Below are 12,285 nucleotides of genomic sequence, written 5' to 3'. Positions count from 1 at the left end.
CTTACCCCGAAATCAGTCGAAGATCACCGTCTTGCGGTCGTAGACGAGGATGCGGTGGTCGATGTGCCACCGCACGGCGCGGGACAGCACGACTTTCTCCAGGTCGCGGCCCTTCTCCAGCAGGTCTTCGAGCCCGTCGCGGTGCGAGATGCGGACCACGTCCTGCTCGATGATCGGCCCCTCGTCCAGGTCCTCGGTCGCGTAGTGGCTCGTCGCGCCGATCAACTTCACGCCGCGCTCGAAGGCGCGGTGGTAGGGTTTGGCCCCGACGAACGCCGGCAGGAACGAGTGGTGCACGTTGATGACGCGGTGCGGGAACGCCCGCACGAACTCGCCCGACAGCACCTGCATGTACCGGGCCATCACCACCAGGTCGATCTTGTGCTCGGCCAGCAGCGCGAGTTGCTGCCGCTCGGCCTCGGCTTTCGCTCCGGCGGGGACGGGGATGACGTGGAACGGCACGTCGTAGAACTTCGCCCAGCGCTCCGCGTCCGGATGGTTGGCGACGATCAGCGGGATGTCGCAGGTCAGTTCGCCGGTGCGGTGCCGGTACAGCAGGTCCATCAGGCAGTGGTCGTACTTCGACACGAACAGCGCGACGCGGACCGGCTGGTCGGAGCGCTCCAGCCGCCAGCGCATGTCGAAGCGGTCGGCGATGGGGGCGAACCGGCGCGGGAACTCGGCGAGGTCGAGGGTGAAGCCGGGCAACTCCCACTCGACGCGCATCAGGAACAGGCCGCGCTCGGCGTCCTGGTGCTGGTCGGCGTGGAGGATGTTGGCGTCGTGCCGGTAGAGGAAGTCGCTCACGCCGGCGACGATCCCCTTGCGGTCCGGGCAAGTCACGAGCAGGACGGCGGTGTTCTTCATGGCGGCCGGTGGTCAGTGGTCGGTTGTCAGTCGGGCACGTCAGTCGGTGAGGCCTTCCGCGAAGGCGTCGGCCTCGGCGGTCGTCTGCGCGGTGTGAATCACCTGCACTGCGGCGTGAACTTCGCCCTCCACCACGTCGGCGGCGTGAGCCTTCTTGATCGCCTGCTCGGTGCTCGTCGGGTCCACTACGCGGCACGTCTCCGTCAGCCGGTCGGCGAGGTCTTTCAACTCGGCCTGCCACGTCGCGGCCTCGACGCCAGGTGGCGTCAGTTGCTGGAACTCCTCCAGTAGCAGGATCAGCCGCAGCAGGTGGCGGAAGATCAGCCCTTCCTGTTTGGTCAGCTCCCGGCTCGTGACGTACAGGTTGAAGTTGCCGCCGAAGCCGATCAGGATTTCGCCCGCGGCCCACACGCCCTCGGTGGCGAAGTCGCCGACCTCGGGATACTTGGCGTCGAACAGCAATCGCAGCTTCTGGGCGAACACCGGCGGCCGCTCGTCCCACGGGATGTACTCGTCTTCGTCCTCGTCGCCGTCCTGCTTCGGCGGCTTCGCCACCATCAGCCCGCGGGCGATCAGTTCGGGGTTCAGCACCTCGGTTTGCAGCGGCCCCTCGGGCATTTCCCACGGCACGCGGACGTACCGCAGCAGCGGCTTCGGCAGTTCCAGCACGCTCTCGAAGGCCTGAAGGCGTTCTTCGGGCGTGGCCGTGGCGAGGGTGTTGATGAGGTACGCGCCGTACAGCGGGTGGCAGGCCCGAAACACCAGCAGCGTGTCGAGCGCAGGCGTCGGCGTGGCGGTAACGGGAACGTACTCCGGCGTCGCGGGGACCGCCGAAACGGTGGTCGGCTCGCCGACCTTGATGTCGATCACGAGCCCGCTCTTCTTCTCACCTGTCTCCTGTTTCCTGCCCCCTTCCTCCGCAGGCGGCGGCGGGTCGAGCACCACGAACCCGTGGTCGTGGAGCGTCCGCAGCATCCGCGTCAGCTGCTTCATCCCCGCTTCGACGCGCGGCTGGTCCAGCAGCCGTTTGCGGACGACGGTGCGAATCTTCTCCACCTCCGGCGACACCTTCAGCAGGTACGCCAGCAGCCGCCACGGTAGCGGCCCCTTGCTGTAGAGCCGGGCCGGCGGCGCCGCCTTGAGGCGCTCGAAGTCGCCTTCCCCCCAGTACTTTCGCTGCTGGTTGCGGCTCGGCTTCTTCTTCAACAGCGCCTTCTTGGCCTTCATCAGGCCGGGGTCTTTGGTCGTCTCGGGAATCTGGTCGTACTGCTGCTTCCAGCGCACGATGCGCACGTCGTCCTCGTGCGGGAAGGCGTACACGAAGCCTTCGGTGTCGTACTGCGGGCGGCCGGCGCGGCCGAAGATCTGGTGTGCCGTGCTGGGGTCGATCACCTTCTCCTTGCCGAACGGCCCCTTCATCAAACTTGACAGCACCACCGACCGCGCCGGCAGGTTGATCCCCGCGGCCAGCGTCTCGGTGCAGAGCGCGACGGACAGCAGCTTCTTCTCGAACAAGTCTTCGACGACGCGGCGGTACTTCGGCAGCAGGCCTGCGTGGTGGACGCCGACGCCGCGGCGGAGCATCTGCTTGAGCTTCGGGCCCACGCCCTGCGGCCACTCGAGCAGATCGACCTCCTTGTTCAGCGCCGACTTCTGCGTGGCGGTCATCAGGTCGAGCCCCTTCAACTGCTCGGCCACGCTCCAGCACTCGTCGCGGTTGAAGCAGAACACCAGCGCCGGCGTCTTCCGCGTCGCCTCGTCGCCCTTGGCGAGATCGACGACGAGTTCGTTCAGGAACTGGTCGGGCACCCACTTGTACGTCAGGGGAATCTTCCGCTCGCGGCCCTCGACCAGTTCGACCTTTCGGCCGTGACAGCGGTCGAGCCAGTTGATGAACTCGACGGCGTTGCCGACGGTCGCGGAGAGGAGCAGCAGCCGGACGTGCTTCGGGAGCATGTTCAGCGACAGCTCCCAGACGATGCCGCGCTCGGGGTCGGCGAAGCTGTGGAACTCGTCCATCACCACGCCGGACACGTGCGAGAAGTCGAACCCGTCCTGGTGCAGCAACCGGTTCAGCAGAATCTCGGCGACGACGACCAGCACGCGGGCGTTCGGGTTGACGCGGCGGTTGCCGGTGACGAGGCCCACGTCCTCGGCCTTGAACCCCCAGCGGACGGCGGCCGCCTGCATCTCGGCGAACTTTTGCTCGGTGAGGGCAATGAGCGGCGTGGTGTAGTAGGCGACGGTGTTGGTGTGGAGCGCCTCGAACAGCGCCGCCTGGGCGATGAGCGTTTTGCCGGTGCCGGTGGGGGCGCAGACGAGCACGCCCTGCTCGGCGGTGAACCACGACAGGAGGGCTTCTTCCTGGACGGGGTAGGGCGGGTAGGGGAGCTGGTCGAGGTACTTCGTCGCCAGTTCGCTGCGGTCCACGGCCGTCCCCCGGTGTGAACCGTTAGTGTAGCCGGCTCAGCGGGCACGAAGTGCCCACCCGATCGCCAACCCGACCAGCGCCAGGATCACGACCGCGGCCGCCGCGCTCCACCCGTCGCGCGGCGCCGCGCGGCCGACGTCCGTCGCCGCCACCGCCGCGCCGTACGGCCCCGACGGTCCGTCGGGGCCGGGTGGGTTCTCGCCCTCGACCAGGTCGTTCCCGCCGTCGGGTCGCTTCTGCAGGGTGAAGGCGTCGTACAGGTCGCCGCGGGCGGTGCGTGACTCGTACACGAGTTCGTCGCCCTCGAAGCGGACGAGCTGGTACAGCTGCACGCCGTTGCCGCGGCGGACCATCCACGGCGCGTCGCCCCCGGTGTACAGCTTCGGGCCGCTCACCGACACCACGTACACCGTGCCGCGCAGCGCCTGCACCTGGAAGCCGGTCAGCGTGTTGTCCTCGCGCATCAGCCCGCTGCGGCCGTAGGTGTGGTCGTGGCCCTGCAACACGAGATCGACGCCGCGGGGGGCCGCGTCGATGACCTTGCGCCACGCCTCGCGGACGGTCGGGTTGTCGCGGTTGGCGGGTGAGTAAACGGGGTGGTGGAACGCGAGTACGGTCCAGCGATTCGGGTTGTCGGCGAGCACGCCTTCGAGCCACTCGGCCTGCTCGGCGTGCTTCTCGTTCGAGTTCAGGACGACGACGCGGACGCCCTGGTAGTCGATGACGTAGCAGCTTTCCTGCAAGCCGGGCGGGCCGTGCTCGGGGAGCGTGAACTGCGGCCGCCAGTGGTTCGTGAGCCCCTTCGGGCCGGTGTACTCGTGGTTCCCCGCGGCCGGCACGCTCGGCACCATGCCGTTGATCCACCCCGCCGCGGCGTGCCACTCGCCCCACTGCTGGTCGCTGTTGCCGCCGTCCACCAGGTCGCCGGCGTGGACGATGAACCGCGCCTTCGGCATGTCCGAGTACGCCCCGCGGGCCACGCGCGACCACAGGCTGCGGATGCCGTTCTGGGCGTCGCCGAAGTAAATGAAGCCGAACGGCTCGGGCTCCTTCGCGGCCGTCTCGAACTGGAACCACTCGCTCCAGTTCGACCCGTCGCCCACGCGGTACACGTACTTCGTCTTCGCCGCGAGGCCGGTGAAGTTCACGCTGTGGTACAGCGCGTCGTACCCGCCGGCGGTCAGCTTCTCGGTGCGGGCGGCGGCGCGGGTCACGCGCTTCTCGTCGTACCCGTGCCAGCCCTTTTCGAACGCCGGCCCGTCGGTGGCGACGGCCAGTTCGGCGACCGGGCCGCGCACGGTCGTGTCCGTCCGCCAGGTCACGGCCTGCGAGTTCGTGGGGTCGCCGGCGAACGTGAGGATGACGCGATCGGGCAGCACGGTCGGCCGGTAGGTCGCGGCCGGGTTCGCGCGCGGCGACTCGCCCGCCGGTGGTGAGTCGATCGACGCCGCCGCGGGAAATGATGCCGGCGCGGCCTGCCGGAAGGCGACGACGACGGCGACGAGCCCCACGAGGGACGCGACGGCCAGCAGGACGGCGTGCGAGCGCGGCGAGGTCATGGCGACCGTGGGGGAGGGTGCGAGTCCGCTCCATCATGCGCGAAACGCGGCCGGTGTCCACCCGGTTCGCCGCTTGCGACCCGCCCCCGCGGCGGGTACTGTTCAGGATCGGTTCGCCTCCTCCCGGAGTTCCGCATGTCCCGCCTCAGCCGCCGTGCCTTCGTCCGCACCACCCTCGCCACCGCCGCGACCGTCACCGTCGCCGGCACCAAGTCGTCCGGCAAAGTGCTCGGGGCCAACGACACGATTCGCGTCGCCGTCGCCGGGTTGAACGGCCGCGGCGGCTCGCACGTCGACGCGTACCTCGGCATGGAGGGCGTTCAGGTCGCGTACCTCGTGGACCCCGACACCCGCACCTACAAGAAGCACCTCGACAAGATCGCGAAGGCGAACAAGCCCGCGCCGCAGACCGTGCAGGACATCCGCCGCGCCCTCGAAGACCGGAACGTGGACGCGGTCAGCATCGCCACGCCGAACCACTGGCACGCGCTGATGACGATCTGGGCGTGCCAGGCCGGCAAGGACGTGTATGTCGAGAAGCCGTGCAGCCACAACGTCCACGAGGGCAAGATCGCGGTCGAGACGGCCCGGCGGCACCGGCGGATCGTCCAGCACGGCACGCAGAACCGGAGCAGCCGGGCGTGGGCCGAACTCGCGGCGGTCGCCAAGAGCGGGCAGCTCGGCAAGCTGCTGGTGTCGCGCGGGCTGTGCTACAAGACGCGGAACTCGATCGGCACGAAGGCCGCGACGCCGCCGCCGGCCGAGCTCGACTTCAACCTGTGGACCGGCCCCGCCCAATCCCGCCCGCACCACGGCAACCTCGTGCATTACAACTGGCACTGGTTCTGGGACTTCGGCAACGGTGACATTGGCAACCAGGGAGTCCACCAGATGGACGTGGCCCGCTGGCTGATTCCGAACGCCACCTGGCCGCGGTCCGTGCTCAGCCTCGGCGGCCGGTTCGGCTACACCGACCAGGGCGAGACGCCGAACAGCCAGATCACCGTCATGGACTACGGCGAGACGCAGCTCGTGTTCGAAGTCCGCGGCCTGCGCACCGACCAGTATCACGGCCAGACGGTCGGCAACATCTTGCACTTCGAGGCCGGTGTGGTGGCGAACGGCCGACTGCTCCGCCCCGGTCGCACCGAGGGCGAGCCGCTGCCGAAGGTGGAAGGGCCGCTGCCGAAGCCGGGGAGCATCTTCCAGAACTTCATCGCGTGCGTGCGCAGCCGCCGCGTCGAGGACCAGCACGCCGACATCGCCGTCGGCCACGTCTCCAGCGGGCTGTGCCACCTGGCGAACATCAGCTACCGCCTCGGCCGCGAGGAGGCGTTCAACCCGCGGACGCAGAGTGTGGCCGGGAACACCGCCGCGACCGAGACGCTGGAGCGGCTCGAAGCGCACCTCCGCGGCAACGCCGTGCAGCTCGACGGCGCGAAGCTGAAGGTCGGCCGGCGGCTGGAGTTCGACGCCCCGACGGAGCGGTTCAAGACCGACGCCGAGGCCAACGCGCTGCTGACGCGGCAGTACCGGGCGCCGTTCCTTGTTCCCGACCGCGTGGCCTGAGCCTCACTCTTTTCCCCGCCCGGCGGAAAATCCGCCGGGCGGTGTCGTCTTACCTTCTGACATGACGCCCCGCCAGCTCGCCGACCTGGTCGCGGCCCACGCCCCGGCGCTGGCGCTGTACGCCCGGACGTGGTGCCTCACGCCCGACGACGCCGTGCAGGACGCGTTCTGCAAGCTCGCCGCGCTGCGCGTCGCGCCAGCCGACCCGGCCGCGTGGCTGTTCCGCGCCACGCGAAACGCCGCGATCGACCTCGGTCGAGCCGACCGTCGCCGCCGGCGCCGCGAGGAAGCGGTCGCTCGCCCGGACCGCTGGTTTGTCGAGGCCGAGATCGACGGCCTGGCTGCGGCCGAAGCCGTGGCGGCGCTGGAGTGTCTGCCGCCGGAGCAGCGAGAGGTAATCGTCGCCCGGCTGTGGGGCGGGCTGACGCTGGAGCAGGCGGCGGGCGCGGCCGGGTGCGCCGTCAGCACCGCGTTCCGCCGCTACGAAGCCGGCATCGCCGCGCTGCGGGCGCGGCTCGGCGTGGGGGACACCGCATGACCGACCGCCTCGCCCGCTTCACGCCCGTCGGCCCCGACCCGGCCGAGTTGCTGGTCCGCATGGGGCGTGCGTCCGCCCCGACGCGGATGCGCTGGAGAGTTGCCGTCGCGGTGCTGCTGGCGTCGAACGTGGCTTTCGCGTGGTTCGCGCTGCGGCCCGCGCCACCGACTGAGCCGGTTCTCGTGCCTGTCGTCGTTCCGATCGCCGTTCCAAACACACCCGTACCGCCGTGGTCCGGCGGGCTCCGCGTGTACGACGACCCCGACCGCTGGCAGCCCGAGCCCCTGGCCGGTGTCGCCCCGTCCGGCCCGATGCTGACCCCCCTCGCCGCCCGCCACGGCGACATCGACTGAACCCCAACCCGAAGGTGAACCCGTGCGGTTCCTCGTGCCCCCGTGCGCCCTCGTGCTCGCCGCGCTGCTCGTCGCCGACGCCCGATCACAGCCCGGCCCGCAGGTGAAGGACGGCAAGTTGACACTCAAGTTGAGCGCCAGTCCCGCCGCACCGCCGGTGCCGGCGCTGCGGTGGACGCTGCTCCCGACGACCCGCGACATGATCCCCGGCAACCAGGTGCAGGGCTTTTACAAGTGCTTCGGCGAGCAGCACAACTTCTACCACAACAAAGAGGCCGTGGAGCAGCGCGAGAAGTGGCTGAACGCCCCGCTCGCCGACCTCCGCACGGTCAAGGAGCTGGAGAAGTACGGTGGCTCGTCCGTGCGCCTGGCGACCCGCGCGGCCCGCATGGAGGCGATCGACTGGCAGATCATCGCCGAACTGAAGCAGGACGGCATCTACACGCTGTTGCCCGACATCCAGCAGTTCCGTGACTTGGCCCGCGTCCTGCGGGTGCGGGCGCGCGGCGAGATCGCCCGCGGGGACTTCGCGGCCGCCGCCGAGACCATCCAGACGCACCTCGCCCTGGCTCGCACTCTGAACGAGCACCCCACGATCATCGGCTCGCTGGTCGGCATCGCCATCGCGGCGACGGCGCTCTCGTCGGTCGAAGAGTTCGTCGCGCAGCCGGGGGCGGCGAACCTGTTCTGGGCGCTCGCCGACCTGCCGACGCCGCTGTTCGACCTCCGCAAGGCGACCCACGGCGAGCGGACGTTCCTGGCGGTCGAACTCGACCCGGTCCTCGACCGCAAGAACCCGATGACGGAGGCGCAGGTCGGCGTCGCGGTCTTGAAAGTCACCCGCCTGCTCGACCTCGTCGCCCCGTTCAAGGAGGGACTCGCCCCCCCATTCAAGGAGGGGGATCCGCCCCCGCCGCTGCCGAAGGCTCAGCCGAGGCCGAAGGAGCCGCCGACGCCTGCCACCTACCTCGGCGGGCGCGCGGCGGACGCCAAGCAGGTCGCCGAGGCCCGCGCCCGCCTCCTGCCCGCGCCGCCGGTCCAGGACCTGCGAGTCAAGGCGTTCCCGCCGATGCAGGTCATCTTGATCGACGAGGTGAACCGGTTCGAGGCGTCCCGCGACGACATCCTTAAGTGGCTCACCGTGCCTGCGTGGCAACTCCCCGCCGGGTTCGACAAGGCGCAACCGACCGGCGTGTTCGGTCCGCTCGGGCCGGGCATCGGCAAGGTGTCGATCGCCCGCAGCCGCATCCAACAACAGGTCGCCATGCTCCAGGCCGTCGAGGCGGTGCGGGCGTTCGCGGCAGCCAACGGCGGCCGGCTCCCCGGCACGCTCGACGAGACGCGACTGCCGATCCCGCACGACCCGTTCACCGGCCGGCCGCTGCGGTACGAGGTGGCGAACGGCACCGCCGTGATTCGCGGCACGCCGCCGTCCGGCCGCGAGGCGGACGCGACTCTCAACCGCGTCTACGAGGTGCAACTGCGGAAGTGACTCCTGACCTGGGCCGCTCCCCCGCCGTCGTGCAAAATGGCGGGATGCGCGTTCCCGACTTCGCGGTGGTCTACGGCGTCGATTTCTCCGGGGCGAAGCTCGCCGGCCGCAACATCTGGATCGCCCGCATCGAGCCGCGCCGCCGCGGCCGGCCGGTCCTCACGGCCCTCGACCGGCTCGAAGACATAGCCGGCACCGCGAAACGGGCGCCGGCACTGGCCCATCTCGTCGATCTGGTCGCGGCGTCCGAGTCGGCGCTGTGGGGCTTCGACTGCCCGTTCGGGCTGCCAGTCGAACTGTTCCCCTCAACCGCCGAGTGGCTCCACCAGTTCGATTTCCTCCGCGAGTGGGGCGACGAGGCCTACGCCTGCGGACTCGAATGCATCCGCCGCGCCCTGCTCGTCGGCGACCGGATGCACCTCCGCCGCACCACCGACACCGACGCGAAGGCGCCGTTCGACGGCTACCACTACCGCATGATCTACCAGACCTTCTACGGGATGCGCGACGTGGTTCAGCCGCTGACCCGCGTCCCCGGCACCGCCATCCTGCCGTTCCACTACCGCAAGCTGGGCCGGGCGAAACGCGTGTTGGTGGAGTGCTGCCCGGGGAGCGTACTGAAGAAGCTCGGCCTGCCGCACCAGAACTACAAGCAGCCGGAGGGCGGCCCGCTGACGCGGAAGCGGCTCCGCACGCGGCACGCGCTGCACACCGCGCTCGACGAGTTGGTGCGGATCGACGAGCGGTTCCGCCGGGTGATGATGCGCAACCCCGGGGCTGACGCGCTGGACGCGGTGATTGCGGCAGTCGGGGCAGCGCGGGCGGTCGCAGCGGCGGACCACGCTGCGATTGCGCGGCACCCACGGTATCCGCGGGAGGGGCATTTGTACGTGTAACGGCTCGGGGCTTGGCCGCTTGCGGCTTAGCGGCGTCGACGCCGCTAAGCCGCAACGTACCTACGCGTTCTGCAGCCGGTCGTTCCAGTCGTCCAGCAGCTTGCCGATCCCCTTGAACGAGTAGTCCAGGTTCGCCAGCTCGTGCCCCAGGTCGATCGCCCGCGCCAGGTCGTCCTGCTCGGCCGCGCCTGTCGCCAGCTCGAACAGTAACTCCTTCCGCCCGCGCTCCTCCGACTCGGGCACCGCGGCGAGCGCCTCCTCGAAGTTCCGCTGCGCCAGCCGCCAGTTGTTCCGCTTGCGGAAGCACAGCCCCAGCGAAAGGCCCGCCCGCCACTTCAGCCGCTCCTCCTTGCGGGCCTGCTGCAACTCGGCGATGGCCTCGTCGTAAAGCTCGGCCTTCATCAGCCGCACGCCCAGCTCGTACCGCTGCGACAGGTCCGTCGGTGTGCGGTCGGCCTTCAGCCGGTACAGCTCGATCTCGCGGGCGTTCACTTCCTTCGTCAGCTTGCCGCGGAGCGTCACCAACTCGCCCTCCGTCAGGGGCTCGTCGTCCTCCGACTTGTCGCGGTCCGGGTCCTTCATCCGCTCGCGGAGTTTCTTCAGCCGCCCCTCGGCCAGCTCCAGGTTCTTGCGGACCGGGGCCAGGTCCAGGTCCATCAGCGCGAGTTGAATCTGATAGTTGTTGCCGGTCGGGCCGAGCCCCTGTTGCAGGGTGGCGCGGGCGCGGTCGTCCTGGTTGTACTTGCGATAGGTGTTGGCGAGCTGGATGTACAGCGACGGCTCGGTCGGCTCCGCCTCGATGCGGCGGCGTAGCGGCTCGGCCTCGCGGGTGCCGCGCTCCTTGCTCTCGGTCGCCCGCGCCTCGATCCGCCCGATCACCGGCGACTCCTTGGAGCCGCTCGCGGCCTCGACGTACTGCCCGCGCTTGATCGTCTCACTGGCCGCCAGGTCCTTCGCCTTGTGGGCGGCCTCCACGTCGTTCGGGGCCACCTCGCGCACCATCTGCCACAGCACGATGGCCTTCTGGAAGTCGCCGCGCTTCTCGAACAGCCGGGCCAGCGCGCGGTTCAGGGTGGCGTCCTTGGGGTTCTTCTGGCGTGCCTGATCGAGGCTGAACACGGCCAGGTCGGCGAGCCCGAGGGCGTCGAACGCCTCGGACATGTCCATCTGGATGCCCACGTCCCACGGGTTGCGGCACAGCACCTGTTCGCCGTGCTCCAGCACGCGGGTGTAATCGCGGCCTCGCTTGGCGGACTTGGCCTTGGCCTTCCACCGCGGCGTGGTGAAGAACGCGAACCGGCTGCCGCGCAGGTTGTTGCCGTACTTCTCCTTCTGCGTCTTGCGGAGCGTCTGGCGGTAGAAGTAGTTCGCCGGGTCGAGCTTGCAGCAGGTGAGGAGCAGGTTGATGGCGTAGTCGAGCCCGCCCGACGCGATGGCCTCCTTCGCCCGGGTGAAGCTGTCGGTGGCGATGCGCTTCTGCTCGGCGGTGGGAGGGGGAAGGGCGGGCGTGTCGGGCATGGGGTCACGGCCTCCGCGCCGCGGCCGTCCGGAGAGTGGACAGCGTACAGTATCGTTGTACCTCATCCTACGGCCCGCCGGAATAGGTGGCGAACCGGTGACGACGGACCTACTGCGCGTGGACCCGGACAACCCCGACCCGGCGCTGATCGAGCGGGCCGCCGCCGTCATCCGCGCCGGCGGGTTGGTCGCGTTCCCGACCGAGACGGTGTACGGCCTCGGGGCCAACGCCCTCGACGCGGCCGCGGTCGGCCGCATCTTCGCCGCGAAGGGCCGGCCGGCGACGAACCCGGTCATCGTTCACGTGGCCGACGTGAGTGACGCTGTAAACGTTACCGCCGAATGGCCGGCAACGGCGGGCGCGCTCGCCGCACGCTTCTGGCCCGGACCTCTCACGCTCGTGCTGCCGCGCGGGCCGGCCGTGCCGGATGTCGTCACCGCCGGCGGGCCGACGGTCGCGGTTCGCTGCCCGGCGCACCCGGTGGCGCGGGCGCTGATCCGGGCTGCGGGAGTTCCGATCGCGGCGCCGAGTGCCAATCGAAGCACGGAACTTTCGCCGACGCGGGCCGAACACGTGGTGAAGGGGCTGGCGGGGCGAATCGATCTGATCCTGGACGGCGGGCGTTGCCAGGGCGGGATCGAATCCACTGTCGTGGATATGACCGGTACGCGAGTCCGCGTGCTGCGACCGGGATTGATCACTTCGCCGATGCTGGAAGCGGTCGTCGGTTCCATCGACTCGCAACGCGAACCATCCACGAGCACAATCGCCCGTTCGCCCGGTCAGATGGCAAAGCACTACAGCCCGCACACGCCGGTTGTGCTCGTGGCTCCGGGAGCCGAGCAACGATACGGCGAACGTGTGGGGCTGCTTCAGAACATGCCCGATTGCCCAACTGCCTACGCAGCTGTGCTATACGACCGACTGCACGAATTAGACTGGGAGGGTTACGAGCGAATCGTCATCGAGTTGCCGCCGGACACCGCGGACTGGGCGGGCGTGCGCGATCGACTGATGCGGGCCGCGGAGTAGTCGTCTTTCCGTCGAAGACACTTGTTTCC

General features: G+C 69.6%; 10 protein-coding genes. 6 read left to right on the top strand and 4 right to left on the bottom strand.

Annotated elements, in window-relative coordinates:
- Positions 1–12: 12 nt before the first annotated feature.
- The 3 genes from purU to ETAA1_RS16645 are packed head-to-tail and all read right to left on the bottom strand — an operon-like array spanning position 13 to position 4,857.
- Positions 13–867 carry a formyltetrahydrofolate deformylase gene (gene purU / locus ETAA1_RS16655; RefSeq protein ID WP_145240374.1) on the bottom strand — a complete coding sequence of 285 codons (855 nt, stop codon included), beginning with the start codon at positions 865–867 and terminating at the stop codon, positions 13–15.
- Between the two features lie 39 nt (positions 868–906).
- Positions 907–3,297, bottom strand: a complete 2,391-nt coding sequence (locus tag ETAA1_RS16650) for a DEAD/DEAH box helicase (RefSeq protein ID WP_145240372.1) — start codon at positions 3,295–3,297, stop codon at positions 907–909.
- Positions 3,298–3,333: 36 nt separating this feature from the next.
- Positions 3,334–4,857, bottom strand: a complete 1,524-nt coding sequence (locus tag ETAA1_RS16645) for a purple acid phosphatase family protein (RefSeq protein ID WP_145240370.1) — start codon at positions 4,855–4,857, stop codon at positions 3,334–3,336.
- A 135-nt stretch (positions 4,858–4,992) separates the two neighbouring features.
- Here ETAA1_RS16645 and ETAA1_RS16640 point away from each other — a divergent pair, with 135 nt between their 5' ends.
- From ETAA1_RS16640 to ETAA1_RS16620, 5 genes are all read left to right on the top strand, one after another.
- A complete protein-coding gene (locus tag ETAA1_RS16640; RefSeq protein ID WP_145240368.1) occupies positions 4,993–6,426 on the top strand; it encodes a Gfo/Idh/MocA family protein in 1,434 nt (477 codons plus the stop codon).
- A 61-nt stretch (positions 6,427–6,487) separates the two neighbouring features.
- Entirely contained in the window at positions 6,488–6,964 is a 477-nt protein-coding gene (locus ETAA1_RS16635; protein WP_145240365.1) for an RNA polymerase sigma factor, read from the top strand.
- Entirely contained in the window at positions 6,961–7,317 is a 357-nt protein-coding gene (locus tag ETAA1_RS16630) for a hypothetical protein (RefSeq protein ID WP_145240363.1), read from the top strand. Before ETAA1_RS16635 ends, ETAA1_RS16630 begins: the two co-directional genes overlap by 4 nt.
- Positions 7,318–7,339: 22 nt before the next feature.
- Positions 7,340–8,809 (top strand): hypothetical protein, encoded by a 1,470-nt coding sequence (locus ETAA1_RS16625; protein WP_145240361.1) that lies wholly within the window; start codon positions 7,340–7,342, stop codon positions 8,807–8,809.
- A 44-nt stretch (positions 8,810–8,853) separates the two neighbouring features.
- The gene (locus tag ETAA1_RS16620) at positions 8,854–9,705 is read left to right on the top strand and encodes a DUF429 domain-containing protein (RefSeq protein WP_145240358.1); all 852 of its coding nucleotides are present in this window, start codon (positions 8,854–8,856) and stop codon (positions 9,703–9,705) included.
- A 60-nt stretch (positions 9,706–9,765) separates the two neighbouring features.
- Here the strand turns inward: ETAA1_RS16620 and ETAA1_RS16615 are convergent, their stop codons facing one another.
- On the bottom strand, positions 9,766–11,223 hold the full coding sequence (locus ETAA1_RS16615) for a tetratricopeptide repeat protein (RefSeq protein ID WP_145240356.1): 1,458 nt from the start codon (positions 11,221–11,223) through the stop codon (positions 9,766–9,768).
- Positions 11,224–11,341: 118 nt separating this feature from the next.
- On the opposite strand from ETAA1_RS16615, the gene ETAA1_RS16610 reads away from it, so the two are divergent.
- Positions 11,342–12,256 carry an L-threonylcarbamoyladenylate synthase gene (locus tag ETAA1_RS16610; protein WP_238389235.1) on the top strand — a complete coding sequence of 305 codons (915 nt, stop codon included), beginning with the start codon at positions 11,342–11,344 and terminating at the stop codon, positions 12,254–12,256.
- The last annotated feature ends 29 nt before the right edge of the window (positions 12,257–12,285 follow it).

The sequence above is a fragment of the Urbifossiella limnaea genome (genome assembly GCF_007747215.1).
Classification (GTDB): domain Bacteria; phylum Planctomycetota; class Planctomycetia; order Gemmatales; family Gemmataceae; genus Urbifossiella; species Urbifossiella limnaea.
The sequence above is the reverse complement of the archived record's forward strand: the minus strand, read 5'-3'. Positions and strand labels throughout refer to the sequence as shown.

Coding starts and splice junctions, on each gene's coding strand:
- ETAA1_RS16630 (WP_145240363.1), top strand. CDS start 6,961: ATGACCGACCGCCTCGCCCGCTTCACGCCCGTCGGCCCCGACCCGGCC.
- ETAA1_RS16620 (WP_145240358.1), top strand. CDS start 8,854: ATGCGCGTTCCCGACTTCGCGGTGGTCTACGGCGTCGATTTCTCCGGG.
- ETAA1_RS16635 (WP_145240365.1), top strand. CDS start 6,488: ATGACGCCCCGCCAGCTCGCCGACCTGGTCGCGGCCCACGCCCCGGCG.
- purU (WP_145240374.1), bottom strand. CDS start 867: ATGAAGAACACCGCCGTCCTGCTCGTGACTTGCCCGGACCGCAAGGGG.
- ETAA1_RS16640 (WP_145240368.1), top strand. CDS start 4,993: ATGTCCCGCCTCAGCCGCCGTGCCTTCGTCCGCACCACCCTCGCCACC.
- ETAA1_RS16645 (WP_145240370.1), bottom strand. CDS start 4,857: ATGACCTCGCCGCGCTCGCACGCCGTCCTGCTGGCCGTCGCGTCCCTC.
- ETAA1_RS16615 (WP_145240356.1), bottom strand. CDS start 11,223: ATGCCCGACACGCCCGCCCTTCCCCCTCCCACCGCCGAGCAGAAGCGC.